Below are 25286 nucleotides of genomic sequence, written 5' to 3'. Positions count from 1 at the left end.
TCACTTAACATGTAAGGACAACGTATGTATTCACGACTCATAAAACGCTTCCATAGTTATGCATGATTTGTATAGAATGTCATTTTTCCGAAAAATTTTCACAATTCTCACAAAAAGACTTTATTAATTTTTATTTTACTGGCATAATAGATAGTAATGAAAAAAGAATGTTAAAGTGGGTGAGTAAATGAAAAGTGGAGAAAAAGATTACTCGGTAAAAGAAGCGATGATTTTCAGCCAACGCATTGCTCAATTATCGAAAGCGTTATGGAAATGTGTAGAGAAAGATTGGCAGCAGTGGATTAAACCTTACGATTTAAATATTAATGAACATCATATTTTAACAATCGCTTATCATTTAAAAGGGGCTTCTATTTCTGAGATTGCTAAGTTTGGAGTTATGCACGTATCAACAGCGTTTAACTTCTCGAAAAAGCTGGAAGAACGCGGCTATCTTGTATTCTCAAAAAAGGAAGATGATAAACGAAATACGTACATTGAAATTACAGACAAAGGGGAAGAATTACTACTTCGCTTAATGGAGGAGTATGATCCTGAAAATAATTCAGTGTTTAATGGGGCTCTTGCACTTCGTAATTTTTATGGGAAGTTCCCAGAAAATATCGAACTGATTGCAATCCTGCGTAATATTTACGGACAAGACTTTATCGATATTTTTGAGAAATCATTAGAAGATATTGAAGAGAACTTTACAGAATCCGATCAAAAGTTAGTTAAGAAATAATCTATTTATTTTTTCGCAATCATGCTTAAGAATTCATTCATAAGCGGCTTAAATAAACCTTGTTTTGCTAGCGCTTCCGCAGTTTCGTGTACTTCGAGCTGATGTGGAAGCGCTTTTTCAAATTGATCTAACAGCGCATCGAACAAAAGAAGCCCTTCTGCTTTCTCCACTACATATTGCTCGTTCAGTTTTTCACAAAGATTTAGTATACGTTCAATATCTTTTTTACGAGCTTTTTTCTTTATGATCAAAGAATAAAATGGACACTTCTCTTCATCAATCATTTTAAATAGTAGGTCTACATAGTATTCAGCTTGTTCTAATCTTCTAACAACGTCCATTTTCTCCCTCACTTTCTAACACAAAGTCTTCTATTTCTGAATTTTGTAACACGAACAAAATATCGTGTGATACAATATATGTATATGTATTTTAGCCAAAAGGAGGTCTCGCCTCATGACACTTATAACAGTTGTTTTTGTCGCATTCGCACTTCTTGTTATATTTTACACGAATTTCATGACACATACACTGTGTGAACGAAAACAAATAGCTGCGAGCCGCCAGCCCGGTGTCTTTCGGGTTATTAATGTATGTATAACAATTTTATTAATTTCTAGTTATATAGAAATTATATTTCATGGAAAGTGAGGAAGGAAAGCCCCTTCCTCACTTTTTTCCTCTATAAGCAAATTATACCTACAATAACCAATAAAATAAACAGTACAAGTAATAAAATAAGTTGAGAATTCATCCCCATCCCCTCCTCTATTCTGTATATGCGGCATGCGCCCAATATGGCACACTTTCAAAATCTGACACGTGCTGGTTAATTTTTCTTTATCAATATGAAAACGGTTCGAAATATGATATATTAAATTTTGTACATATTGCTTATACTATAGAACAAAACATTCATCAAAACTTTATCCTCAGCCACGGTAAGCCCTGTTAAGCGCGCTTTACCAATATAAAAAAGCAAAAGTATCAGTGAGACTTAATCGGGCTCTTATGAATCAAAATTCATTGGTGTAGGATAAATTAAAAATACATAATAGTAGGAGTGTTTATTGAATGAAGAAAGCTATGCTTGCCTTAGCCGCAACAAGTGTAATCGCATTATCAGCATGTGGAACATCATCATCAGACAAAATCGTTACATCTAAAGCTGGTGACATTACAAAAGAAGAATTCTACGATCAAATGAAGACACAAGCTGGTAAACAAGTACTAAACAACATGGTTATGGAAAAAGTACTTATTAAAAACTACAAAGTTGAAGACAAAGATGTAGACAAAAAGTTCGATGAAATGAAAAAACAATACGGTGATCAGTTCGATACACTATTAAAACAACAAGGTATTAAAGAAGAAACTATAAAAACTGGTGTGCGTGCTCAATTAGCTCAAGAAAAAGCTATCGAGAAAACAATCACTGATAAAGAACTAAAAGAAAACTACAAGCCTGAAATTAAAGCAAGCCACATCCTTGTAAAAGATGAAGCTACTGCGAAAAAGGTAAAAGAAGAACTTGGACAAGGTAAATCTTTCGAAGAGTTAGCGAAACAATACTCTGAAGATACTGGTTCAAAAGAAAAAGGTGGAGACCTTGGCTACTTTACTGCTGGTAAAATGGTTAAAGAATTCGAAGATGCTGCTTATAAACTGAAAAAAGATGAAGTAAGCGAGCCTGTAAAATCACAATTCGGTTACCACATCATTAAAGTAACAGACATTAAAGAACAAAAACCATTTGATGAAGTAAAAGGCGACATCAAAAAAGATCTAGTTCAGAAGAAAGCACAAGATGCTGCATTCATGAATGATCTTATGATGAAAGAAATGAAAAAAGCTGACGTAAAAGTTGACGATAAAGATTTAAAAGATCTTTTCGAAGAGAAAAAAGCTGACGCTAAGAAAGACGAAAAGAAATAATGAAAAGCTCGGGATTAGCCCGAGCTTTTTTTATGTATCCTCTTCATTAACGAAAGTTTATTTTGTCATTCATTTAACTAAAACCATCTTTTATGCATTTCACTTAAAAACGTTTCTGTTATTTTACATCCAGAACTTTCTCCGATAATAGAGTCAATCCCGCAATGCGGACAAACTGCTGTGTTATCATCATCCCACCACTCTGTAATTTTTTCTGGATGGAAAATTTCTAAACAATAGAAACAACCACATATAACATCCTTTTCTAAGTGCTTTCTATTACGAGAACAAAAACGATGTGCTTCCTCAAAATATTTTTCCATCAGTATCCCCCTATTCCTGATTTTCTGCTTTGGTTTACTTACATTCTCCTTAATAAAATTACAATTCTCCCTTAAAGAAAAACAAAAAAAACCTCGATTCACGCCACACGGAACCAAGGTTTATCTTATTATCATTGATTAAATGAAAAAACTATGTTAAATTAGAACAGAAACACGTTTCACAAAACAAAAGGAACGTATTTATCCGTATCTTAATTGTACACCAAAATACATCTTCAGTCAACCTCTATTTTTCACTTTTAAAGGAGTGCTTACCGTATGAACAAAAACCTTGATTTAGAGCAAAAACGATTGGATACCGTAATTGAAACAATTACGGAGCAAATTGATAAACTGGAAAACGAAACTGGCAGACGCCGGGCAGAAGTAATCAATATTCGTAAACACTTTTGGGATGACGTGAAAGTGAATACTGATACTTTCGATGATTATCTTGAAACAGTTATCAACTTAAGACAACAAGCTCAGTCACTAGCTGTCACACAAATTACCCATAAGCACACCTATAATCGACTTGCCGCATTAAGACGCATGCATAAAGCACCTTATTTCGGACGAATTGATTTCAAAGAAGAAGGAGAATCTGCCGCGGATCAAATTTATATCGGCGTCGCTACACTTACTGATGCAAGCGGAGAAAACTTCCTTATATATGACTGGCGCGCACCTATTTCGAGTGTGTACTATGATTATCCACCAGGACCTGCTGAATACAGTACACCAGGCGGCGTAATCCACGGTAACGTGGAGAAAAAATTACAATACATTATTCAAAATGGCGAGATTGATTCTATGTTCGATACGAGCCTTACAATTGGTGATGAAATCTTACAACAAGCGCTTGGAAAAGGCACGAACAAACATATGCAAAGCATCGTTGCTACGATTCAGCGCGAGCAAAATGAAATTATCCGTCACGATGAAGGCCGACTCCTTATCGTGCAAGGAGCCGCTGGTAGTGGTAAAACATCAGCTGCATTGCAACGAATCGCCTACTTACTATATAAATATCGCGAATGGCTAAAAGCAGATCAAATTATTCTCTTCTCTCCTAACTCTATGTTCAATAGCTACGTTTCTAACGTACTACCTGAACTCGGTGAAGAAAATATGCAGCAAGTTACATTCCAAGAATATTTAAATCATAGACTAAGTAAGTCATTTGAAGTTGAAGATCCTTATGAGCAATTGGAATATATGTTAACTGAAACGAATAGCCCTACCTATAAAATGAGAAATGCGAGCATCCGATTTAAAGCATCCACTCAATTTTTCGAGATGATTAGAGCGTACAGACAATCTCTTGAATCTTCAGGTATGCTATTTAGAGGAATGAAATTTAGAGGAAAACTAATCGTCTCAGCTAAAGAAATTACAGAGCAATTTTATAATACTGACTCCTCCCTCCGCTTCCATAGTCGAATTGAGAAGTTAACGGATTGGCTAAATAAGCAAATAGATGCACTTGAAAAAGCAGAACTGAAAAAGCCTTGGGTAGAAGAAGAAATTGAATTACTTAGTAAAGATGAATACCAAAAGGCTTATAAATATTTACAGAAAAAAGGCGAGTTTGACGACAACTCCTTTCATGATTTTGAAAAAGAAACGAGAGTACTTGGACGTATGATTGTCCGTAAAAAAATGAAGCCACTTCGTAAAGGCGTTCAAACTTTACGTTTCATCAATTTCACAGGCATATATAAACAGCTCTTCACAGATGCATCATGGGTTACTGGGGAAAAACCGAAAGAGTGGGATGACATTTGCTCATTAACAGTAAACATGCTCGATGAAGGAAAACTATATTACGAGGACGCAACTCCATTTTTACTTTTAAAAGAGTTAATTGAAGGCTTCCAAACGAACAGATCGATTAAACACGTACTCGTAGACGAAGCGCAAGATTATTCGCCGTTTCAGTTCGAGTTTTTAAAACGTCTCTTCCCTGCCGCGAGAATGACAGTACTCGGCGACTTTAACCAAGCGATATTTGCTCATGCGAGTGAAACAGTTAATTTCGATACACTTACAAATTTATACGGTCCAGACGAAACAAACGGCATTAACTTAACTCGTAGCTATCGCTCCACAAAACCGATTATTGAATTCACACGCGCTCTCGTACCGGAAGGCAAGAACATTCACGCCTTTGAACGTGACGGCGAGAAACCCACAGTGACGAAAGTAGCGAATGAGAGCGAACTGCACGAACATATTACTGCCAAAGTTGCTGAACTACAAAAAGAGCAGCACAATACAATCGCAATTATATGTAAATCCGCAGCTGAAAGCGCCGCTGCATACGAAGCACTTAATCATATCGATAATATTAAACTCGTGAAGAGTAACTCAGCCGAGTATGAGCAAGGCATTGTCGTGATCCCTGCTTACTTAGCGAAAGGTATCGAATTTGATGCCGTTATTATTTACGATGCTTCTAAAGATGTGTACAGCACTGAGAGCGTTCGTAGATTGTTCTACACTGCTTGTACGCGCGCGATGCATGAATTGCAACTTTATAGCGTTGGCGAGGTTAGTCCTTTTGTGCTTGGGGCTGATTCGTATAGTTTTGAGCTAATAACTAAAACACCTTGATGATTATCAAGGTGTTTTTCTCATTCTAAAAGGAATATCTTTACGTCGATATACACTTAACACAATTCCCATTATAAATGCATGAAACAGAGTTGGTATCAATCCGTAGCCAATAAATGGTAATGATATAGAAACACGTGGTAATATCCCGAGGGTCATGCCAACGTTACAAATAAAATGGATTACAAAAAGAGTCACTCCGCCAACGAGAAGCAATTTACCATAACCATCATTTATTTTATAAGCTATGTTCATTATTCTTACTGCAAAAAGAGAAAGAATCACGACAAGAACTAGCGCAAGTACATATCCATAATAGTAAGTCAAACTTGCAAATACAAAATCAGTATGAGCAGCACGGATAGACTTTATATTTCCATATGTACCAAACCAACCTGCTGAAGACATCGCCTCTTTTAAACGTAAATACCATAGATCATGCTCTGGATTTAACATTCCTAAAATTCTAGCTATCCGGTATTCTTTTACAGCAGACCAGGAAAATAAATCCCTAATAATAAAGAAACAAATCGGTAACATTGTAATGAGCCATGCCGTTTTCTTTCCTAGCTTACTCCACCAAAGCATAACGAAAACCATCGTAATATAAATAAAAATTGGCACTAGGACGGATGTAATTAAAAATAAATATAAAGAAAATACGTACAGCATGAAAAGATGCATAAACTTTAATCTACTGTTATTAAAAAATGAAGCCCAGGCTAGAAAAAAGAATGGTATCGTCATTAAACAGTCAATTTTGATGGGACCAATTTTTATTATTGCTTCCCCAATCACGTAACCAGTCGGAAAACATTTTATAGCTAACAAGATAAGTATTCCAATTGTATAAAACAGCCACCCGAATCTTTCTAGCTTCCGGTAATCAAGCAACATCATCCCAATAGCTGTTACAATGCCGAGAATTACAAAAATTACTTTGTTCATTAGTAAATCGTTCGTATGCCCAAGAGCGATTATTGGCAAAAACCCTAACCCCATAGCAGCCACCAATAAAATAAGTAAGAACCAATCCACCTTTGGCTTATGTAGTTTGTTAAGTTCCCGCCCTAATTTACTCGGACTTCCCATCTGTTCCACAGCTTTATTTTCAGCAATTTCCTCACTTAAACCTTTTTCTATCCACGTGTTCTTCGCCTGTTTTAAGTGAAAATCTAGTTCAATTGCTACAAAGCTCTTTGCTTCTTTTGATTTAATATGATTCGTAACTTCGCTTACAAAACGATCCCCTTTTTTATTCAATTTCGCCTCACTCCTGTACTAAGCCTTTTAATATAAATTGTACCTTCGTAGCATTCTTCTCTGCCTTTCGCAGCATCTTGTTTCCTTTATCATTTAATTGATAATATTTAGCTCCTGCGTGATCCCAGTTAGATTGGATAAAGCGATTCTGTTCTAGACGATGTAATAAAGTGTATAGAGACCCTTCATCACCTTCGAATTTTTGAATCCCTCTCCCCCGTAGTAACTGCATCAATTCATAACCTGTTTTTTCATTCATAAGAAGTTGTAACACTGCTAAAAGGATATCTTCTTCCTTTTCGGACGATTGCTTAATTTTTTCGCGCACCTGCTTCTGGTGTTGATCAGAAAAACTCAAATGTTTAAACGTTGTGTTCTCCATTGATTTTCGCAAGCCTTTTAATCGATCTTCCATTTGATTATTCCTCCAATCCTTTCTTCAAAAGCTCCTTCGCTTTTTTCAGTCTCGTTTTTATCGTGTTTTCTTTCACGTCTATTACAGTAGCAATCTCTTTAATTGATAATTCTTCATAATAAAATAGATAAATGACTTCTCGGTATTTTATCGGTAAATTCATTACCGCAGAAGTGAGCTCACGATCCTCCGCATTTTGCATAACAGTTTGTTCGACACTATCATTTTGAACCCCCATATAAGCAGATTCATCCTCTGTCACGATCACCTTTTTGTTATACCAACTTTTTATATAGTCCTTACATTGATTAATCGCAATTCTCCATAACCACGTTTTCACATTCGACTTCCCTTTGTATGTATGAAGAGACTTATAACATTTCACAAATATATCTTGCGTTACATCCTCAGCGATTTCTTTATTGTTTACATATGAATACACAAGCTGCAGGACTTCTTGTCCATACTTGTTCATGATTTCATCAATAAGGAGTTCCTTATCTTCTATTTCAAACGCTTCTACCGTTAATTCATCCACATCATTTCCTCCTTCCCATATATTAGACGACGCACTGTATGAAAAAGTTTTATAAATTTATAAAAAATACGGACGGCAATCACGTTTTTTATAAAACACTTTCCAGCTACTTACATATAATAAACCGAATAGTCGTTACAATACATTCACTTAAAGAGCGCCTCTCTCCCAAGGCGCTCTTTCAGTTTGTGATAAGGGTTTTATCGTAGTGCTCTAGTAGTTCTGGATCTTCATAAATGTTTTTATCAAATTCATCATCCAAAAGCTTCTAGGTAATTTTCTTTGAGCAGGGTGTATCCTCCGCTAAATTAAAAAGAGAACTCATTTAATTTAATAGTTCGCCTTTTAAATATTACCGCAATTTTCTATGTTAAAATTAATGTTGGAGGTGTTTCTTATGGAGGAATTGCAAGAAATTTTAGAGAAAAGCAACTATACATATGCAATAATTCAACACGAAAAACCGATACACTCAAGACAAGAGGGCTCAGAGTATTTTGGGATTGAAGTTGGGCAAACAGCTCCAACGATGATACTAAAAACCGATAAAGGCTTCTTTGTGTTAATTGTATCTGGAAGCCGTAGTAAAATTAATTTTGAGAAAATAGCTAATATTTTAGGTTGTAGTAAAGTGAAATTAGCATCTCCAGAGGAAGTTCAAAAAGTTACAGGCTTTCAGGTAGGAAGTGTTCGTATGGTAGGTCTTGATTTACCTTGTGTGATAGACAAACGACTTTTCCATTATGATTATATTTACGGAGGTACTGGTCAATCAACATTTACTTTAAAACTTGAACCACAGGCCTTAAATGAATTAAATCAAGTGATCGCAACTTTCGATTAATAGGGAATACTACATTTTCTTGTTTAACAAACGGGTGCCATTTTTTGAATAAAACCTAAATTTCCAAACCACTTTATTGTTATATTTTTTTAGTGTAGTAAAGTATCTTACATCAAGATTAAACAACTATATTTTTAACCCCGTCCTAAATTTAGAACGGGGTTATACTTGTTTGGGCTTTTAAATTAAATAACTTTATTGTCATTTTACAATATCTACATTTAGTTTTGGATTTTCTGCTAACTCTTCAGTCGATTCAACCTCAATTTCTGAAGTGAACGGAATTACATACAGATATACCATCTAGATTTTAGGATCATAAGTAATTAATTTTTTTATGATACACCTCATATCCGTATTCATTTGTCTTGTTCCCTATTTTAAAACATAATACAATTGAAATGTAACTTAATAAGCTATAACTAGTAGGTGTGGTAATCATCTCTTCCATTTTGAAAAAAGGGGGGAGGTGATAAAATGATCGCGATGTTTGTCATTAAATTAGTGTACGGTATCCTAACCGGAGCTGGCGTTGTCATCGGTAGAAGATACGTCGGTCCGTGGCTAATTTCTGTATACAAAAAAGCGAGAACCACCCTGCTTCGTGGAAAAGGTAAGGGCGGTTCTCGGCTAAAACGTTAATGTAATTGTCTTATAACCGCACCTACTACCACCACAATAGCAAGTTAGGTTACACAAGGCAGAAGTTTCTCAGGCTTCTGTCTTCTTTATTTTATGCAAAATTCATACTACATACTCTATCATCATTGTAACACATTTTATTTATTTTTAGTCAAGATAAAAAACACCTGAAGGGGTTCCCTTCAGGTGTTTCTCTATTTTACGCTAACGCAGCCGCCTGCTCTTGTTGATCTACAGGAATTACAGCGTCTGTTAATGCTTTTTCTAGTTCAGCTGTATATTTCATTTGTTCTTCTTTGCTCCAGCCTAGTTTCGCAGCCATGTAGTTGATTACTGCTTCTTTCCACTCGTATACCCAGTGGATGTTGAAGAATACAGCGCCTCTACGGCGTACGAAGAAGTCAACTGGTTTTGCTGTCATTTCGTAATCCATTGCGTATACAAGTGGGATTAGAACGTCTAGCGGCATGTTGTATTCTTTCGCTTCGTCTTTATGTTTTTTCGCTAAGTCAAATAGTACGTCAACGTTAGAACCGTAGAATTTCGCGAATTCTTCTGCTTGTGCTGTTGTTAAACCATATTTCGTACCTTCGCCAGCTTTTTTCGCAACGAATGCTGGGAATCCGTGTGAACCATCTACATGTCCACCAGAGATTGGCATATGTTTCGTGTCGCTCTTCGGATATGCGCTATGACCTTCTTTTTGTAGTAAGTTCGTTACGTAGTCTACTACCATTTCAGCCATTTTGCGGTATCCTGTTAATTTACCACCTGCGATTGTAATTAAACCAGATTCAGAAGTCCAAATTTCATCTTTACGAGAAATTTCAGATGCACTCTTACCTTCTTCATAAATTAACGGACGTACACCAGCCCAGCTTGATTCAATGTCTTTCTCTGTAATTTTCACGCTTGGGAACATGTAGTTAATCGCATTAATGATGTATGTGCGATCTTCTGTTGTCATTTGTGGTACAGCTGCGTCTTTATCGTAGAACGTATCTGTTGTACCTACATAAGTTTTTCCGCCGCGAGGAATCGCGAACACCATACGTTTATCTGGTGTATCGAAGTAAATTGCTTGACCTAATGGGAAACGTTTTTGGTCAATTACTAAGTGAACACCTTTTGATAACTGAAGTACTTTTCCTTTTTTCGAGTTATCTTTTTCACGAAGTGTATCTACCCAAGGGCCAGCTGCGTTTACAATTTTCTTACCGTACACTTCATATACTTCACCGTCTAGTAAATCGATTACACGTACACCGCATACTTTTCCATCTTTATATAAGAAACTGTCTACTTTTGCGTAGTTAACAGCTTTTGCGCCGTGCTCAATTGCTTCTTTCATTACTTCAATTGTAAGACGCGCATCATCTGTACGATATTCTACGTAGTAACCGCCGCCTTTTAATCCTTCTTTTTTTACAAGAGGCTCTTTGTTTAGTGTTTCTTCACGGTTAAACATCTTTCTGCGCTCGCTTCGTTTTACACCTGCTAAGAAGTCGTATACACGAAGACCAATTGATGTACTAAATGATCCGAACGTACCGCCTGTATGGAACGGAAGTAACATCCACTCTGGTGTTGTTACATGGGGACCGTTCTCATATACGATCGCACGCTCTTTACCCACCTCTGCTACCATTTTCACTTCAAGTTGTTTTAAATAACGTAGACCACCGTGTACAAGCTTCGTTGAACGACTTGATGTACCTGCTGCAAAGTCCTGCATTTCAAACACAATTGTTGATAACCCGCGTGTTGCTCCATCTAATGCAATACCAGAACCAGTAATACCTCCACCAATTACGATCACATCTAACTCTTGTTTATTTACTCCGTTTAATACGTCTTTACGTTGTTTACTTGAAAATTTCATGGTAATTCCTCCCTTTGATAACGAAAAAAGAGACCACAAACTCCGCTATAGATTTCGCCTCTATAGCGCGTTGTGGTCTCTCCAAATCTCCTACCGAATTATTAACTTGTCACCATTATAACACTGTTTATGATTATTTGAAAGCTTTTGTTGCTTCAATTGCTTTTTTCCATCCAGCATATAGCTCTTCGCTTGTTTTCGCTTCCATCGTTGGCTCAAAGCGTTTGTCCATATGCCACTGTTCTTTAATTTCATCTTGGTTTTTCCAATATCCAACTGCAAGACCAGCTAAGTATGCTGCACCTAGAGCCGTTGTTTCGTTGATTACTGGACGCTCTACAGGAACATCTAAAATATCACTTTGGAACTTCATTAAGAAGTTATTTTTAACCGCTCCGCCATCAACGCGTAATGTTTTCAGTTCAATACCTGAATCTGCTTCCATTGCGCATAATACATCTTTCGTTTGGTAAGCTAAAGATTCTAGCGTTGCACGAATGAAATGCTCTTTCGTCGTACCGCGTGTTACACCAAACATAGCGCCGCGTACTTCACTATCCCAATAAGGTGTTCCTAGTCCAACGAATGCTGGTACAACGTATACACCATCAGTTGATTCAACGCGATTCGCATACACTTCACTCTCACTTGCATCTTTAAACATGCGCATTCCGTCACGTAACCACTGAATTGCAGAACCTGCTACGAAAATACTTCCTTCTAATGCGTAGTTTACTTTACCATCTATTCCCCATGCAATTGTTGTTAATAGACCGTGCTCAGAAGCTACTGCTTTTTCACCTGTGTTCATTAACATGAAGCAACCAGTTCCGTAAGTATTTTTCGCCATACCTTCACCGAAACAAGCTTGTCCAAATAATGCTGCTTGTTGGTCACCAGCTACACCTGCAATCGGTACATTTTGACCGAAGAAGTGGTAATCAATTGTTTCTCCGTAAATTTCAGATGATGGACGTACTTCTGGAAGCATGCTCTTTGGTACTGTTAACATTTCTAGAAGCTCATCATCCCACTGTAAGTCGTGAATGTTAAACATTAACGTACGTGATGCGTTTGAGTAATCTGTTACGTGTGCTTTACCACCAGATAGTTTCCATACAAGCCACGAATCAATTGTTCCGAATAATAGATCGCCGTTTTCTGCTTTTTCTCTTGCACCTTCAACGTTATCTAAAATCCATTTTACTTTCGTTCCAGAGAAGTATGCATCAATTAAAAGACCTGTTTTTTCGCGAACCATTTCACTATAACCTTTTTCTTTTAACTCATCACAAATTTCAGCTGTTTGGCGAGATTGCCATACGATTGCGTTGTAAATTGGTTTACTAGTCGTTTTATCCCAGACAACCGTTGTTTCACGTTGGTTCGTAATACCGATACCAGCGATTTGTTCTGGTTTTACATCTGCTTCGCTTAAGCAAGTTGCGATAACTGCTAAAATAGATCCCCAAATTTCTTGTGCATTATGCTCTACCCAGCCCGGCTTTGGAAAATGTTGTGTAAACTCTTTTTGAGCTGAATGAACAATTTCACCTTTTTTATTGAAAAGAATTGCGCGTGAGCTTGTTGTTCCTTGGTCTAATGAAAGAATATATTTTTTCATATCGGTTTCCCCCTTATGCTACTTTTCTACTATTTGTATTGCTTCCGCTTTTTTTACTTGTCATATAAGAGATTGCTAGTACAATCACAGTTGCGATAATCACATAAATAAGTGCTGAATTTTGCTTTCCTTCAAATACAACTTGATGGAATAAACCTGCAAGTGATCCACCTAAAATTGGACCAACTACTGGAATCCATGCATACTTCCAGTTTGAACCGCCTTTTCCTGCAATCGGAAGGAAGAAGTGTGCGATACGCGGACCTAAATCACGCGCTGGGTTAATTGCGTATCCTGTTGTCCCACCTAATGATAAACCAATACTTACAATTAAGAAACCTACGATAAATGGATTTAATCCATCTGCAAATTTATTTGCACCAATTGCTAATATACCAAATACTAAAACGAATGTTCCAATCATTTCACTTAAAAGGTTTGCAAATGTGTTCGGAATTGCTGGACCTGTTGCAAATACACCTAACTTTGTTCCTGGATCTTCTGTTTCTTTCCAGTGTGGTAAGTAATGTAAATATACGATAACTGCCCCGATAATTGCCCCAATCATTTGTGCTACGATATAACCTGGTACGTCACTCCATGGGAACGCTCCCTTAAATGCTAATCCTATCGTTAAAGCTGGATTCAAATGTGCCCCACTAATTGATCCAACCGCATACGCTGCAACCGCTACTGCTAAGCCCCAGCCCATTGTAATAACAATCCAACCTGAATCTTTCGCAAACGATTTCTTTAAACTTACACCAGCACAAACGCCGCCACCAAGTACGATTAACAACGCAGTCCCTATTAACTCTCCTAAAAATGCTGACATAGTATCCCTCCACAATCAATTTAAACGCTTCCAAATGTGATAGAGGTAAAATGAATGGCCATTCGTTTTTGTCAAAAGAAAAAGACCCACAGCTTGCACGCTTCTATATACATTTATATAGAAACAATGAAATGTGGATCTCTACTTTTCTCCGTCACGTTTATTAACTTGTCTATAATGTTAACCGTAAATGAAAGCGGTGTCAACGAAAAAATTCACATTTTCGTCACTTTTTTTGGTAATGTTTCCATAGTTCGCGTTTTGATGTCGTAATTGCTGTCGCACCAGCGTTTAAAGCTCTTTCCACATCTTCTACAGTACGAATAAAACCACCTGCTAAAATCGGTACACCAGTACGCTCTTTCACTTCAGCAATAACATCCGTTAATGCTCCAGGAAGTACCTCAATATAATCCGGTTTCGTCTTATCTAAAAGATTGCAGCTCTTCTCCATCGCACTCGAATCGATTAAAAAGATGCGTTGTATTGCCACAACACCTTTTTGCTTCGCCTTCATAATAACGCTCGCCTTTGTTGAAAGTAACCCGTACGGTCTAAACTCCTGACATAAATATTCCGTCGCATGCCCATCACTCTGCAAACCATGAATTAAATCCACATGTAAAAACACCTTTTTACAATATTGCTTCGCAAGTGATATAACACTCTTCAATTGACCGACATGAATATCTAAAATAACGATATATTCATACGAACTATGTAATAGCTTTTCCAAATCTTTAATTTGCCTCACTGCCGGCAAAATCTTCTGTTCATGAAATTCCATTCTATATGTCCCCTTCTTTATGTCATCCTATCCTTTATAGTACACAATTTAAGTGAAAAGAACAGCTAGTGTTGGGGATTTCTTTCAAATCTTTCTCTTATCTATATATTTTCTTCAACTTATCGGAACCTATACCACCTATAATCATTAGTGCAAGGGGCAAAAGATTCATTACATATGGCGCATCTGCTACAATTGTAATACTTGCTCCAGCAAACTTGTTTAGCATCCATACAACGATTTTTGCAATAAACAAAAATACTCCTATCATAAATAGACTATCAAAAAACACCTTCCATTTTGGATACGCCAATTGCTTACTATCTTCAATTACTTTCTGCGTCAATTCTTCATCACTCCTCAGCAGTTCATCAATTGTAATACCGAACAGATCACTTAAATGAATAATAATTTCAATGCTCGGATAGTTCTTTCCCGTCTCCCATTTCGAAACAGATTGCCTGCTCACATGAAGTTTTTCAGCCAAATCATTTTGCGACCAATTTCTTTTTTCCCTTTCTTCTTTTAAACGCTCACTAAAAATCATACTGTGTTTATCACCTCTCTATGCCCATTATGTTCAAATAAATGATGAAGAGTAAAGCGAGTTATCGTTGCATTTCCTGCGCAACTTATGCGTTACAGCTTATAATGGCGCTATTTTATATGTATCTTCCCTATACTATGCTCCAATAATAATTTCCCGAACAATAATACAAAGGACGGATACTAATAAATTGAAACTTTAATCAGTGGGGGTTTTGTTGATCCCCCACCTAACTTCTTTGCTTCCGCTGAATTTTGAGGTGGGGGTCTTACTGCCCGGCAAATAGCGGGATAAAGACTAGATTAGGCATAAAAAATACGCCATCCCTTCTTATCAGTCTCCAGAAAGAATAACGCAAATTTTCATTTTTACTCATCATTTTTCGGACTATATAAAAACTCCGGATATTTCACAACAGGCCACTTCTCCTTACGCAGGGAATCCATTACTTGCGGGCCAACATGTATATTACTCTCCACTATTTCTTTAGGAGTCAGTGCCATCCATTGATTTAACGATACATCTTCAAAACGATTACTTCTGAACATCTCTAAAAACCATAATGTTTCGGTACCTGTATTTTGAATATAATGCCCCGTCGCAAACGGTACATATCCGACATCGCCAGCTCTATAATCAAATGTACGAGCGGTACCATTTCCAAGAAACACAGTCATTCTCGCTTCCCCTGTCAAATAATATTGCCATTCATCATTATTCGGGTGCCAATGAAGTTCTCTCATTCCGCCAGGCTCAACCTCAACGAGCGCTGCTGCGATTGTTTTGGAAATAGGGAAATTTGTAGAATCTACAATTCGAACGCTACCACCAGGAGTCTTAATCGGCTTTTGTTTTAACAATTCATGTTTAAATGTTAAAGGAACTTCTCCTTTAGGTGATTGAATTTCCTGACTTTCAAGCGAACCTGGTACCTCTCCTTGATAAATATAAACTTGATCTGAAGGAATAGAACGAAAAGCACTCTCAGGTACTCCGAAATTAGCCGACAACACTTCTTTTGGGGTATGCGCAAACCAATCAGAAATAGCTAAAGTAGATAAATCAGAAAAATGCCCATCATCGAAAACGAGTAGAAATTCACAATGTTCCAATCCTTGAATGGAATGCGGAATACCAGGAGGAAAATACCAAAGATCACCTGGCCCAACATCAGCAATAAAATTACGCCCATTTTGATCAACAGCCGTTATGCGCGCCCGTCCTAAAAGCATATACGCCCATTCTGCCTCTTTATGCCAATGTAGTTCTCGTACTCCACCGGCCGTTAAACTCATATTCACTCCCGCAATCGTCGTCGAAACCGGTAGTTCCCGAGCAGTAATCTCCCGAGACCACCCGCCTTGTTTCAAAATCATAGAAGTGTCCGAGAATGAAAACTTCAAGTTAGGAACTAACCCTGCATCCGTTATAGGCGGAACAAGCATATTCGGATTTTGAATATCCCTCATAACATTACGAGGTCCAGAATCAATCGCACCTGCTCCGTCGCTGCGGATTGGTTGTGGCACATTCCCTCCCGCTTCATTAACAGTACATTTCTTCATGATTACACTCCTTTTTCATCCGATTAGTAAGTAAAAAGCCTCCATCATAGTTTATGAATTGGGCTTTAGATGGTTACAGTTACATCGTGAGAAAGGTTTGCCTATCATTATCGTTTTGTTCATTTCTCAACTTATACTAGTATGCTTAGCGCTTAGGAAGACAAAAAAATAAACTAGAACTAACAAAAAACCCTGTAAAATTTATTACAGAGTTTTTCACCAATTATTTATTGTTTTATATATCGAATACGAACATTATCGTCCATTTGATAAATTTGTAATGTGTTTCCATAACTAATTCCTAACTCTTCACTTGCACCAACTGCACCCACAAGTACCCCTTAAAATAATTTATTCTTAGTTGGTTTTACTACCGATACTCTTCGCTGCCTCTTCAAACAGTTTCGAACCTTCTTGTGCTTTACTTAGTGATTGATGCATTTTACTTTCGTCTTCTTGATCTAATGCATCAAATAGAAGTTGAAAACAATCCGCATATAGTTCCATCGACTGCTTTATCTTCGCCTGTTCTCCCTGTAACTCAGGAGGCGCTTGTAGATTCTTCAGTTTCGTTGCAGTTGCCTTTGCTCCACCTAAACTCAGTTGTACTTCACTTTTCTTTTGTTTGTATGATTTTACGTCTGAATCTGCTATTCCTTCAATTAATTTCATTGTATCTTCAATTTGAGTAGCACTATTTATGATATCTGCCTTGTACCTTTCAACATCTGAACCAGTTACCTTACCAGTTGAAGAACTAGAAGAAGTTGAATTATTTGAAGAAGAACTTGGTTGACTACTTGATGAGCTACTATTTGTACCTTCACCTTTCGCTACAAATAAGCTATCCTCTTTCTTGCTATCAGTTGACTTACTCTCTTTTTCAGAAGTCTTATTCTCTTTCTCTACCTTTTGCGTTTCTTCTTTCTTTGGTTCAGCTTTCTTACCATCAGTTTCAATTGTAATACAACCACTCAATAACATAACTGGTAGCGCTAAACTTACTAATTTCTTTGCTTTCATGATTACTAATACCCCTTTATTTGTAAAATGTAGTGCAAACAAGTTAATATACTTAACTAATAAATTTCCCTTGAATAATTTATTAAAATCTATTATCCATAGATTTCCTGCATATTCATAATATTTCCATATATAACATTTTACAAAGAATTACATATTTGGTCAAAGGGATTTATGTAGTCCTTAAAAGAAAATTTTAATCACAAAGAAAAGAAGCTAACAATAAATTGTTAACTTCTCAGCTTAAGGAAAAATAGTATCTTTCCTTATCTTCTAATATCTAGGTTGTGATTGGATATTTGTAAGGTGAACATCATACATATCAATGATTTCAAGAAATCTATCAGCTTCACGGAAAACATGGTCTGCTAATAATGGATGAATGATACTCTTTATTTTACATTGCTCAATTAAATCACGTGCTGTTTTCTTAAAATCCCGAAGAGATGCAACCGACACGCGATTTTGATCTAAAAATTGATCTAAAAGAGGAGCTGTTTGGGATTGTGGTTTCATAGATTCTAAGTCAATTGCTTGATACATCAATTCATCAAAATCATTGCTAAAATTTCGTGCTGTATCTACAAGCTTTCTTTCCGATGGATCAAGAAGATGACCAATAAATTTAGCATGGTCTGCCATAATCCGTAAAAAGAAAACATTTTCTTTAATAATAGCATCAGGAAGCGCATCTAATTTACCTTCATTTAATTGTATTAAACGTTTTCTAAAATAATCAGCTTCCCTACTTGTATGGTCAACTAAAAGTGGAAAGTTATTTTGTCCTGGCAATTTACATGTGAGAATTAATCCTAAAATTTTTCGTTTAAATCCCCAAATATTAGTTGCGGCTTGTTGTACTTCTGCATTAAATCTTTTTATTTGCTCAGGATCTGTTTCATTTGTATAGGAATGCGCTATTTGTTCAATATGTTCAAACAATCGATAAAATTGATTCGCCTCTTCGATTAATTGCGTATCCTCGCATCTAAACCCTAAGCGAAGAAAAAGAGAATGCTCTTTCATGATTCTAGACCAAAAACGAATTTCATTTAATGAACGCTCAACAAACATTACAGATGTAACACCTGTATCAGGATGTAATGAAGTTTCATCCCTATGCATTGTTAATCCCCCCCCAGTAAAATCCCCACTAGTTCCATTCTTATGAGTAAAAATATATATAAATACCATCAATAAAAGTTTATGATGACTCTCTTATACATGTAAAATTAAACTAATATAACCTTAGCTTGATGAACATATACTGCTCCCGCAGAAGAAAAAAAGCTACCACCTAGATGTAAAATCCTACTAGGTGGTAGCCTTTCAAAATTTTTATTAAAGCAATACCGAATCTTTATCACTATCCTGATTACGTTTCTCGCGTTCTTCTTCTAAGCGCTTCATATATACTTCGCCTTCTTTTTCAATAAACTCATTATCCATATCTTGCTCTTTTTTCGAAGTATATAAAACCATGTAGCCACTTAGTACAATCCCGACAATTACAAGATACACCCACCATGGTAAAGTTTCCAAATCACTTCATTCCTTTCCTTAGACAAGCCTTATTAGTTTCACTTTATGAGGAAAGAAGTGGATTTATGCTTAAAATTTTTATTGTGGATGCTTCGCGAAAAACGCTTGTACATATTCCATAAACTCGATTGGTTCCTGACGAAACGGTGCGTGGTATCCTTTTTCAATAATATGAAACGTACTATTTGCAAATAGCCCATGATACAGTTCACCATTTTTCCAAGAAACACTCTTATCATGTCGTCCCCATATAATTAGAGTTGGCACCTTAATTTTATCAGCTTCCATCGCAATGCGGCGCTCTCTCATTTTCGTAAGCTGATCATAATGCTCTTTATCATCACGACTATTTTTCACTTCATTTTTATTATACTTCGTAATCTCAGTTACAGTTTGTAAGTCCGTCGATAGCGGCGGCACTTCATAACTTTCTTTTTGCTGGAAAGACTCTATCCCTGTAGCATCCGCCAAGATGAGATGCGTCACTGCATCCGGATATAAATACGCTAAATTAAGGGACATCTCTCCGCCCATCGAATGACCGAGCACCGCAAACTGATCGTATCCGAGCTTCTTCATTAACTTATAATATAAATTCACTTGCGCAGGAAACGAATACTGAAAATCAACTGGCTTAGAAGAACGCCCAAATCCTAAAATATCAACCGCTATAATCGTGTGATCCTTTACAAGTTCCGGATAAATATCACTAAACCCATCAGATGAACCACCAAACCCATGAAGCATAAGTAAAGGCGGCTTCCCCTCTCCAATTTGCTTAAAATAAATTGTCTGCCCATCAATTTGCGCCATACTCTCTTTCGTATGCAGCTTCATCATAACAGTATCTTTCACTTCTCCAACCTTCGCAATCGGCTTATCGACGAAATTACAAACAATTAACAAAACGAGCACAATACCGCTAATCATATAAAACTTAAACCTTTTCAAAGTTCCCGTCTCCTTTCTCTTGTTGCTATTTAAAAGTTTTTACATTTTTTGGTTATTTTATGTTCTCTTTTTAATTGTAACTAAAACAGTTACAATTATACTAAAAAAATATAACTCACTTCTATTACTAATGGTTATTCTGTAACTATTATAGTTACATATTTAAAGTAAGTCAATTCTTTTCTCTACATGGCCTAATAACAAAGAAAAGGACCTCGTTGTGAGATCCCTTTCTTTGTTATTATTTAATTTAAAAATGATCAGCGTGTGAGTCTTGCTTGCTAATACCGCCACCGTCACCTTTATTGAAGTTGGCTGGTGCTCCACCATCGCCTTTATTATCTGCTGGTGCTCCGCCCGTGTCGCCAATGTTAACGTAGTCTGGTCTTGCTGGTGCTCCTCCTGTGTCGCCAATGTTAACGTAGTCTGGTCTTGCTGGTGCTCCTCCTGTGTCACCAATATTAACGTAGTCTGGTCTTGCTGGTGCCCCTCCTGTGTCACCAATATTTACAGCTTGATTTGTAAAAGAACTATTGAACCCAATTGATAATACCCCTACTAATGCAGTCCCAACAATAGCCAAACGAAATTTCTTCATTATTTTAACGCTCCCTTTTCCAATATATTTTTTTGAGCCTTATTATTCATATAAAAATATTTACTTGCCTTAACATGATCATCAAATTCATAAAATTTCAGTGCTAAAATTTCAGTGTATTCTTGAATACAATCCCATAATCTTTCTCTCTCAAAATAAGAAAGTCCTTCTAAAATTACATCTTCAATAATTGATACTGAAGATTTTCCATTGAGTTCTTTCAAAATTTTAAACCGATGTTGAAATTCTTTTTCTCCTAAATCAACACAAATATTTAAACCTTTTTCAACGATTGGATTCGCTAAATTATATTGTCCTAATTTGTAATGTTCACGCGCTTCTACAAATAAGGCTTTAAAGTGTTCTGGGTAGTTTTTGGTCACCTCAGATATATGACGAATTGCTAATTCTGAAAGATTTTGACTAGCATAAAGCCAAGCTAAATTATGCCGAACCATTAGCATATATTTTTTTTGATCTGCTTTTTGCAATACTTCCATAGCAGAATTAAAGTTTTCTTCCGCTAATTCATAGTGATCTATGTCTACACAACATAGTCCAAAAGCATTTTCACATAATCCTACTTTTATTTCATAACCTGGATATTGTAAAAATGCTGCTTTTGCCCTATTCAAGTAATCTATTGCATGAACTTGGTCATATTTTTGATAATAGAAATTCCCCATCCGATAATTAAACTCCGCATGTTCTATCGGATCTGCAATATATTTCAATAACTTCTCAGCTTGCTCATACTGTTCTTTCGCTTCGTTATAATTTGAAATTAATGTGCAATGAAACCCTTTAAAAAAGTGATAGTAATAAGCTAGAACACCTTCTGCTGGGATTTCAAAAGATTCCACTTTATCAAAACTATCTTCTCTAACCCCAATCCAATCCACTAATGCATCATATCTAAAATTCAACAACGCATGATAAAGCAATACATCCTGATCCACATCCAACCCACTAATCTTACTTTCAATCGCCTCTTTCATTTCCATAGCTTTCTCTATATTTTGCTGCAACATTACACGATACCAATCATCTAAAGAATGTTTCATTTGCTCCCGTGTTACTACATCTGCTCCCATACACTCGCATCCCCTTTTCTCCAAAAATACAAAATTAGGATTTTTATACAATTATCAAAATTTTATATTACCACTCCTTTTCTATGTATTGAAAAATAATTATTAGAAAATTCTATATTTTAATTAATCATACCAAAGTTTTCCTTTTTAACAACTTGAGAAACAATTGTCAGAAAACTTACTAGAATAAATAAAAAAGCAAGCAGTTCCAGCACTCCGCTAAAACTACTTGCTCTATTTTTACTCTTTAATAAATTCCTTCGTGCTTCTTACTGTATCAATTGGACGAACTAATTTTTCAATTTCTTCACGTTTTGGCTCTAGGAATGGAGGTAAAGATAATTTTTCGCCAAGTGTTTCGTATGGCTCATCTCCCATAAATCCTGGGCCGTCTGTTGCAAATTCAAATAAGATTTGTGGTGCAACTCTTGCATATAATGATTCGAAGAAGTGACGGTTTACATATCCAGATGAAGGAAGTCCTACGCTACTGATTCTCTCAATCCATTCTTCTAATACAGCGCGATCTTCTACGCGGAATGCCGCATGGTGCACTGTACCAAAACCTTGTTGTGCTTCAGGAAGAACTGTATTATGTTCTACGATGACAGAGGCACCGTTTCCACCTTCGTTCACTTCAAATAAATAGAATTCTCCTTCTTGCGCAATCTCTTTAAATAATAAAACTTTTTCTAACACTTCTTTAAAGAAGCTAAAGTTCGCGATACGAATGAATACAGGTCCTAAACCAGTAATTGCGTATTCTAATGGTACTGGCCCGTTTTGCCAAGGTGTACCTGATTCGATCCCTTTATCTAATTCATCAGAGATTAATTGATATTGTTGGTCATCAAAATCAATGAAAGATAGAGTTTTCTTACCAAATTGCTCTTTAATTCCTGTATGTTCTACTTCCAAACGGTCAAAGCGTTTCACCCAATACTCTAATGCTGCATCAGTCGGAACACGGAATGAAGTTTTTGAAATTTCATTTGTACCGTGTACACCTTTCGGAACACCTGGGAAATCAAAGAATGTCATATCTGTTCCTGCACTACCTTTATCATCTGCAAAGAATAAATGATACGTTTGAATATCATCTTGGTTTACTGTTTTCTTAACTAAACGCATTCCTAAAACGTGAGTGAAAAACTCATAGTTTTTTTCTGCACTACTTGTAATCGCTGTAACGTGGTGAATTCCTTTTAATTGGTTCATTTTATATTCCTCCAATGTTTTTTAATTTATATTTTCTCTCCTATTACTTCTCTTCAATAGGTGCTAAATTCGCTTCAATTTCTGCTCGCTGATCTTCTAAGAACGGTGGTAAATCAAGTTTTTCTCCTAAATGTTCCACATCTCCATCAACTGTAAATCCTGGTCCATCTGTCGCAATTTCAAAAAGGATTCCGTTTGATTCACGGAAATATAAGCTTTTAAAGTAGAAACGGTCGATGATTCCTGAAGAATGGAAGCCTTTTTTTATTACCTGTTCTTCCCAATAAGCTAGCTCTGCATCGTTCTTTACACGAATTGCTAAATGGTGAATGCTACCGCGGCCCGGCTTTTCAGTAGGACCATCTAAATATTTCACAACGATTTCTCCAAAAGCCTCTCCTTTAATGGACTGAAAAATTGCTTCCTCTTCGCTGCGGCTAACCTCTGTATAACCAAACATCTCTGTAAGTGTACTCGCCATTTTATCAAGTCTACGAACTGTCATTTCTACAGAACCCATTCCTTGAATTTGATGCTTTGCAGGAACTTCTGATTTCTCCCAAGTTTCCCAGTGCTCTACTTTTTCCCCGTTTGAAACGAGTAGTACTAAGCGAAGACCTTCAACATCCTCAAATTGTAAAGCAGGACGATTTGCATATGTTGTCATTTCACTATGTTTCACATCAAATTTCTCAAATCGTTCTTTCCAGTAATGTAAGCTTTCCTCTGAAGGAACGAGTAATCCAATTCGAGTAATCGCATTTGTACCGCGATATGTTCTTCCTACTAATGGAATTTCAAAAAATGATAACTCTGTACCCGGACTTCCTGTTTTATCTCCGTAAAATAAATGGTACATTGACGGATCATCTTGGTTTACTGTCATTTTCACACGACGTAATCCAAGCACATTTTTATAAAAGTGATTATTTTCATTTGCATTTTTCGTAACCATTGAAATATGATGATGCCCTTTAATTTTATACATTTGTAATTCCTCCGCTTCGTTTTACTAGTCAAGTGATGATAAAAAAATAATATGCTTTTTAGCTTTTCAATTTATTCTCATTATGTTTTTGTAAATTCATCTTAGTTTTTACTGTATAAGTTACTTTGTTTTTTAATCGAAAACAACTGAGTGTATGTTTTTCATATGGCTCAATTGCTTTCGTTACTATCACTTTACAACTCAAGTGATTAAAAAGCAAGTATTTTATCTCAAATTCGAGATATTTTTCATAAAGTATTATTCACTTCCTATAAAAACAGCCTCACTAAGCATATTAACACTTAATGAGGCCACTTTATTCACACTATTAATTATGGAACGACGGCTTATAGAACGAACGATTATCAAGCGCAAAGACACGCTCTGTATATTCGCCTGGTTTTGTGCGTCCTAATGCGCGGTCCATCATGTTCATTTTTGCATCTAAGTTATCGATGTAATGCAGAATTTCTGCTTCTTTTACTAATGGTGGTTTTGGACTACCCCATTCTGCTTTTCCGTGGTGAGAAAGGACGATGTGTTGAAGAATTAATACTTCTTCTGCATCAATTTGCAGCTCGTCTGCTGCTTTCCCAATTTCGTTCACCATAATCGAAATGTGACCTAGTAAATTTCCTTCTAACGTATACGTTGTAGAAATTGGGCCAGATAATTCGATTACTTTACCAAGGTCATGTAAAATAACGCCTGCATACAGTAAGTCTTTATCTAATGATGGGTATAGATTTGAGATAGCTTTCGCTAAATCAAGCATCGATACGACGTGATACGCTAATCCAGATACGAACTCATGATGGTTCTTAGTCGCTGCTGGATAGTCTAAAAATTCGTTTTGATGCTTATTTAATAAATGTCTTGTTAGACGTTGAATGTTCGGGTTTCTCATTTCAAATATGTATTGCGTAATTTTCTCGACCATATCTTCTTTTTTCACTGGTGCTTTTTCTACGAAGTCCGAGATATCTGTTACTTCATTTTCATTCGCAACTCGAATTTGTTTCACACGTAATTGAATACGGCCTTTGTAGTTTAAAATATCTCCAGCTACTTTCACGATTGTTTCCGCTACATATTGTTTCTCAACTTCTGGTGATACGTCCCATAGCTTCGCTTCAATATCTCCACTTGGATCTTGTAAGATTACTGTTAAAAATGGCTTTCCATTGCTTGCGATACCTTTTGTCGCTGTTTTAATTAACAAGAAAATATCGACTTGTTCACCAACTTCATATTCTGCAATTTTCTTTTTCATTCGAATTCCTCCACCAAATCAGTTACTTTTAGTATAGC

The 25286-nt window shown here is 36.4% G+C and carries 26 protein-coding genes and 1 pseudogene; 6 read left to right on the top strand and 21 right to left on the bottom strand.

The window, feature by feature from the left end:
* Positions 1–187: 187 nt before the first annotated feature.
* Entirely contained in the window at positions 188–745 is a 558-nt protein-coding gene (locus ACTFRH_RS01805) for an HTH-type transcriptional regulator Hpr (protein WP_000834924.1), read from the top strand.
* Between the two features lie 5 nt (positions 746–750).
* Here ACTFRH_RS01805 and ACTFRH_RS01800 read toward each other — a convergent pair whose 3' ends face one another.
* The gene (locus ACTFRH_RS01800; RefSeq protein ID WP_000383655.1) at positions 751–1086 is read right to left on the bottom strand and encodes a DUF1878 family protein; all 336 of its coding nucleotides are present in this window, start codon (positions 1084–1086) and stop codon (positions 751–753) included.
* 115 nt (positions 1087–1201) lie between these two features.
* Here ACTFRH_RS01800 and ACTFRH_RS01795 point away from each other — a divergent pair, with 115 nt between their 5' ends.
* Positions 1202–1396: a hypothetical protein gene (locus tag ACTFRH_RS01795; RefSeq protein WP_000172690.1), complete on the top strand. Its 195-nt coding sequence runs from the start codon at positions 1202–1204 to the stop codon at positions 1394–1396.
* 423 nt (positions 1397–1819) lie between these two features.
* Positions 1820–2680, top strand: a complete 861-nt coding sequence (gene prsA / locus ACTFRH_RS01790) for a peptidylprolyl isomerase PrsA (protein ID WP_440048795.1) — start codon at positions 1820–1822, stop codon at positions 2678–2680.
* Positions 2681–2757: 77 nt separating this feature from the next.
* On the opposite strand, the gene ACTFRH_RS01785 is transcribed toward prsA, so the two are convergent.
* Positions 2758–3003, bottom strand: coding sequence for a hypothetical protein (locus ACTFRH_RS01785; RefSeq protein WP_000417114.1), 246 nt, complete (start codon positions 3001–3003; stop codon positions 2758–2760).
* A 279-nt stretch (positions 3004–3282) separates the two neighbouring features.
* Between ACTFRH_RS01785 and helD the strand changes: the two genes are divergently transcribed.
* Complete coding sequence (helD, locus tag ACTFRH_RS01780) at positions 3283–5619, top strand: RNA polymerase recycling motor HelD (protein ID WP_001038960.1); 2337 nt, start codon at positions 3283–3285, stop codon at positions 5617–5619.
* A 6-nt stretch (positions 5620–5625) separates the two neighbouring features.
* On the opposite strand, the gene ACTFRH_RS01775 is transcribed toward helD, so the two are convergent.
* Genes ACTFRH_RS01775 through ACTFRH_RS01765 form a run of 3 tightly spaced genes read right to left on the bottom strand, consistent with a single transcriptional unit; the run spans position 5626 to position 7835 of the window.
* Complete coding sequence (locus ACTFRH_RS01775; protein ID WP_001034605.1) at positions 5626–6882, bottom strand: FtsW/RodA/SpoVE family cell cycle protein; 1257 nt, start codon at positions 6880–6882, stop codon at positions 5626–5628.
* A 7-nt stretch (positions 6883–6889) separates the two neighbouring features.
* Positions 6890–7297, bottom strand: coding sequence for a PadR family transcriptional regulator (locus ACTFRH_RS01770; protein WP_000390148.1), 408 nt, complete (start codon positions 7295–7297; stop codon positions 6890–6892).
* Positions 7298–7301: 4 nt separating this feature from the next.
* Entirely contained in the window at positions 7302–7835 is a 534-nt protein-coding gene (locus ACTFRH_RS01765) for a sigma-70 family RNA polymerase sigma factor (protein WP_000344023.1), read from the bottom strand.
* Positions 7836–8232: 397 nt separating this feature from the next.
* Between ACTFRH_RS01765 and ACTFRH_RS01760 the strand changes: the two genes are divergently transcribed.
* A complete protein-coding gene (locus ACTFRH_RS01760; RefSeq protein WP_000391907.1) occupies positions 8233–8679 on the top strand; it encodes an aminoacyl-tRNA deacylase in 447 nt (148 codons plus the stop codon).
* A gap of 210 nt (positions 8680–8889) precedes the next feature.
* On the opposite strand, the pseudogene ACTFRH_RS01755 reads toward ACTFRH_RS01760, so the two are convergent.
* Positions 8890–9018, bottom strand: a pseudogene (locus ACTFRH_RS01755) (DUF2283 domain-containing protein); the annotation flags it as partial.
* Between the two features lie 138 nt (positions 9019–9156).
* Here ACTFRH_RS01755 and ACTFRH_RS01750 point away from each other — a divergent pair.
* Positions 9157–9321, top strand: a complete 165-nt coding sequence (locus ACTFRH_RS01750) for a hypothetical protein (protein ID WP_000561154.1) — start codon at positions 9157–9159, stop codon at positions 9319–9321.
* 199 nt (positions 9322–9520) lie between these two features.
* On the opposite strand, the gene glpD is transcribed toward ACTFRH_RS01750, so the two are convergent.
* The 15 genes from glpD to yhaM form a co-directional block, all read right to left on the bottom strand.
* Positions 9521–11203: an aerobic glycerol-3-phosphate dehydrogenase gene (glpD, locus tag ACTFRH_RS01745; protein ID WP_000672831.1), complete on the bottom strand. Its 1683-nt coding sequence runs from the start codon at positions 11201–11203 to the stop codon at positions 9521–9523.
* A 133-nt stretch (positions 11204–11336) separates the two neighbouring features.
* Positions 11337–12827 (bottom strand): glycerol kinase GlpK, encoded by a 1491-nt coding sequence (glpK, locus tag ACTFRH_RS01740; RefSeq protein WP_000760009.1) that lies wholly within the window; start codon positions 12825–12827, stop codon positions 11337–11339.
* Positions 12828–12840: 13 nt separating this feature from the next.
* The gene (gene glpF, locus ACTFRH_RS01735; RefSeq protein WP_001272200.1) at positions 12841–13662 is read right to left on the bottom strand and encodes a glycerol uptake facilitator protein GlpF; all 822 of its coding nucleotides are present in this window, start codon (positions 13660–13662) and stop codon (positions 12841–12843) included.
* A 226-nt stretch (positions 13663–13888) separates the two neighbouring features.
* The gene (gene glpP, locus ACTFRH_RS01730; RefSeq protein ID WP_000394285.1) at positions 13889–14449 is read right to left on the bottom strand and encodes a glycerol uptake operon antiterminator GlpP; all 561 of its coding nucleotides are present in this window, start codon (positions 14447–14449) and stop codon (positions 13889–13891) included.
* 97 nt (positions 14450–14546) lie between these two features.
* Positions 14547–14996 carry a helix-turn-helix domain-containing protein gene (locus ACTFRH_RS01725; RefSeq protein WP_000577657.1) on the bottom strand — a complete coding sequence of 150 codons (450 nt, stop codon included), beginning with the start codon at positions 14994–14996 and terminating at the stop codon, positions 14547–14549.
* Positions 14997–15364: 368 nt separating this feature from the next.
* Positions 15365–16561, bottom strand: a complete 1197-nt coding sequence (locus ACTFRH_RS01720) for an oxalate decarboxylase family bicupin (protein ID WP_000710666.1) — start codon at positions 16559–16561, stop codon at positions 15365–15367.
* 357 nt (positions 16562–16918) lie between these two features.
* Positions 16919–17584, bottom strand: a complete 666-nt coding sequence (locus tag ACTFRH_RS01715; RefSeq protein ID WP_000644832.1) for a DUF7018 domain-containing (lipo)protein — start codon at positions 17582–17584, stop codon at positions 16919–16921.
* 273 nt (positions 17585–17857) lie between these two features.
* Positions 17858–18709 carry a DUF2935 domain-containing protein gene (locus tag ACTFRH_RS01710; protein ID WP_000554486.1) on the bottom strand — a complete coding sequence of 284 codons (852 nt, stop codon included), beginning with the start codon at positions 18707–18709 and terminating at the stop codon, positions 17858–17860.
* Positions 18710–18925: 216 nt separating this feature from the next.
* Positions 18926–19126 carry a sporulation YhaL family protein gene (locus tag ACTFRH_RS01705; RefSeq protein ID WP_000449223.1) on the bottom strand — a complete coding sequence of 67 codons (201 nt, stop codon included), beginning with the start codon at positions 19124–19126 and terminating at the stop codon, positions 18926–18928.
* A 78-nt stretch (positions 19127–19204) separates the two neighbouring features.
* A complete protein-coding gene (locus tag ACTFRH_RS01700) occupies positions 19205–20077 on the bottom strand; it encodes an alpha/beta fold hydrolase (protein WP_000819477.1) in 873 nt (290 codons plus the stop codon).
* A gap of 250 nt (positions 20078–20327) precedes the next feature.
* Positions 20328–20675: a Phr family secreted Rap phosphatase inhibitor gene (locus tag ACTFRH_RS01695; protein ID WP_000714519.1), complete on the bottom strand. Its 348-nt coding sequence runs from the start codon at positions 20673–20675 to the stop codon at positions 20328–20330.
* Entirely contained in the window at positions 20675–21769 is a 1095-nt protein-coding gene (locus ACTFRH_RS01690) for a RapH N-terminal domain-containing protein (RefSeq protein WP_000500578.1), read from the bottom strand. Before ACTFRH_RS01690 ends, ACTFRH_RS01695 begins: the two co-directional genes overlap by 1 nt.
* Before the next feature lie 240 nt (positions 21770–22009).
* Positions 22010–22987: a ring-cleaving dioxygenase gene (locus tag ACTFRH_RS01685; protein WP_001072575.1), complete on the bottom strand. Its 978-nt coding sequence runs from the start codon at positions 22985–22987 to the stop codon at positions 22010–22012.
* Positions 22988–23030: 43 nt separating this feature from the next.
* Entirely contained in the window at positions 23031–23975 is a 945-nt protein-coding gene (locus ACTFRH_RS01680) for a ring-cleaving dioxygenase (RefSeq protein ID WP_000276680.1), read from the bottom strand.
* A gap of 328 nt (positions 23976–24303) precedes the next feature.
* The gene (gene yhaM / locus ACTFRH_RS01675) at positions 24304–25248 is read right to left on the bottom strand and encodes a 3'-5' exoribonuclease YhaM (RefSeq protein ID WP_000726638.1); all 945 of its coding nucleotides are present in this window, start codon (positions 25246–25248) and stop codon (positions 24304–24306) included.
* Positions 25249–25286 lie beyond the last annotated feature (38 nt).

The organism is Bacillus cereus group sp. MYBK216-1, assembly GCF_051916495.1.
GTDB lineage: Bacteria > Bacillota > Bacilli > Bacillales > Bacillaceae_G > Bacillus_A > Bacillus_A thuringiensis_K.
The sequence above is the reverse complement of the archived record's forward strand: the minus strand, read 5'-3'. Positions and strand labels throughout refer to the sequence as shown.

Excerpts from the sequence above, each read along its gene's own strand:
- ACTFRH_RS01715 (WP_000644832.1), bottom strand. The coding sequence starts at position 17,584 with ATGAAAGCAAAGAAATTAGTAAGTTTAGCGCTACCAGTTATGTTATTG.
- glpD (WP_000672831.1), bottom strand. The coding sequence starts at position 11,203 with ATGAAATTTTCAAGTAAACAACGTAAAGACGTATTAAACGGAGTAAAT.
- ACTFRH_RS01685 (WP_001072575.1), bottom strand. The coding sequence starts at position 22,987 with ATGAACCAATTAAAAGGAATTCACCACGTTACAGCGATTACAAGTAGT.
- ACTFRH_RS01760 (WP_000391907.1), top strand. The coding sequence starts at position 8,233 with ATGGAGGAATTGCAAGAAATTTTAGAGAAAAGCAACTATACATATGCA.
- ACTFRH_RS01720 (WP_000710666.1), bottom strand. The coding sequence starts at position 16,561 with ATGAAGAAATGTACTGTTAATGAAGCGGGAGGGAATGTGCCACAACCA.
- ACTFRH_RS01770 (WP_000390148.1), bottom strand. The coding sequence starts at position 7,297 with ATGGAAGATCGATTAAAAGGCTTGCGAAAATCAATGGAGAACACAACG.
- ACTFRH_RS01695 (WP_000714519.1), bottom strand. The coding sequence starts at position 20,675 with ATGAAGAAATTTCGTTTGGCTATTGTTGGGACTGCATTAGTAGGGGTA.
- ACTFRH_RS01800 (WP_000383655.1), bottom strand. The coding sequence starts at position 1,086 with ATGGACGTTGTTAGAAGATTAGAACAAGCTGAATACTATGTAGACCTA.
- ACTFRH_RS01725 (WP_000577657.1), bottom strand. The coding sequence starts at position 14,996 with ATGATTTTTAGTGAGCGTTTAAAAGAAGAAAGGGAAAAAAGAAATTGG.
- glpF (WP_001272200.1), bottom strand. The coding sequence starts at position 13,662 with ATGTCAGCATTTTTAGGAGAGTTAATAGGGACTGCGTTGTTAATCGTA.
- ACTFRH_RS01680 (WP_000276680.1), bottom strand. The coding sequence starts at position 23,975 with ATGTATAAAATTAAAGGGCATCATCATATTTCAATGGTTACGAAAAAT.
- helD (WP_001038960.1), top strand. The coding sequence starts at position 3,283 with ATGAACAAAAACCTTGATTTAGAGCAAAAACGATTGGATACCGTAATT.
- glpP (WP_000394285.1), bottom strand. The coding sequence starts at position 14,449 with ATGGAATTTCATGAACAGAAGATTTTGCCGGCAGTGAGGCAAATTAAA.
- glpK (WP_000760009.1), bottom strand. The coding sequence starts at position 12,827 with ATGAAAAAATATATTCTTTCATTAGACCAAGGAACAACAAGCTCACGC.
- ACTFRH_RS01690 (WP_000500578.1), bottom strand. The coding sequence starts at position 21,769 with ATGGGAGCAGATGTAGTAACACGGGAGCAAATGAAACATTCTTTAGAT.
- ACTFRH_RS01750 (WP_000561154.1), top strand. The coding sequence starts at position 9,157 with ATGATCGCGATGTTTGTCATTAAATTAGTGTACGGTATCCTAACCGGA.
- ACTFRH_RS01785 (WP_000417114.1), bottom strand. The coding sequence starts at position 3,003 with ATGGAAAAATATTTTGAGGAAGCACATCGTTTTTGTTCTCGTAATAGA.
- prsA (WP_440048795.1), top strand. The coding sequence starts at position 1,820 with ATGAAGAAAGCTATGCTTGCCTTAGCCGCAACAAGTGTAATCGCATTA.
- ACTFRH_RS01710 (WP_000554486.1), bottom strand. The coding sequence starts at position 18,709 with ATGCATAGGGATGAAACTTCATTACATCCTGATACAGGTGTTACATCT.
- ACTFRH_RS01795 (WP_000172690.1), top strand. The coding sequence starts at position 1,202 with ATGACACTTATAACAGTTGTTTTTGTCGCATTCGCACTTCTTGTTATA.
- ACTFRH_RS01805 (WP_000834924.1), top strand. The coding sequence starts at position 188 with ATGAAAAGTGGAGAAAAAGATTACTCGGTAAAAGAAGCGATGATTTTC.
- yhaM (WP_000726638.1), bottom strand. The coding sequence starts at position 25,248 with ATGAAAAAGAAAATTGCAGAATATGAAGTTGGTGAACAAGTCGATATT.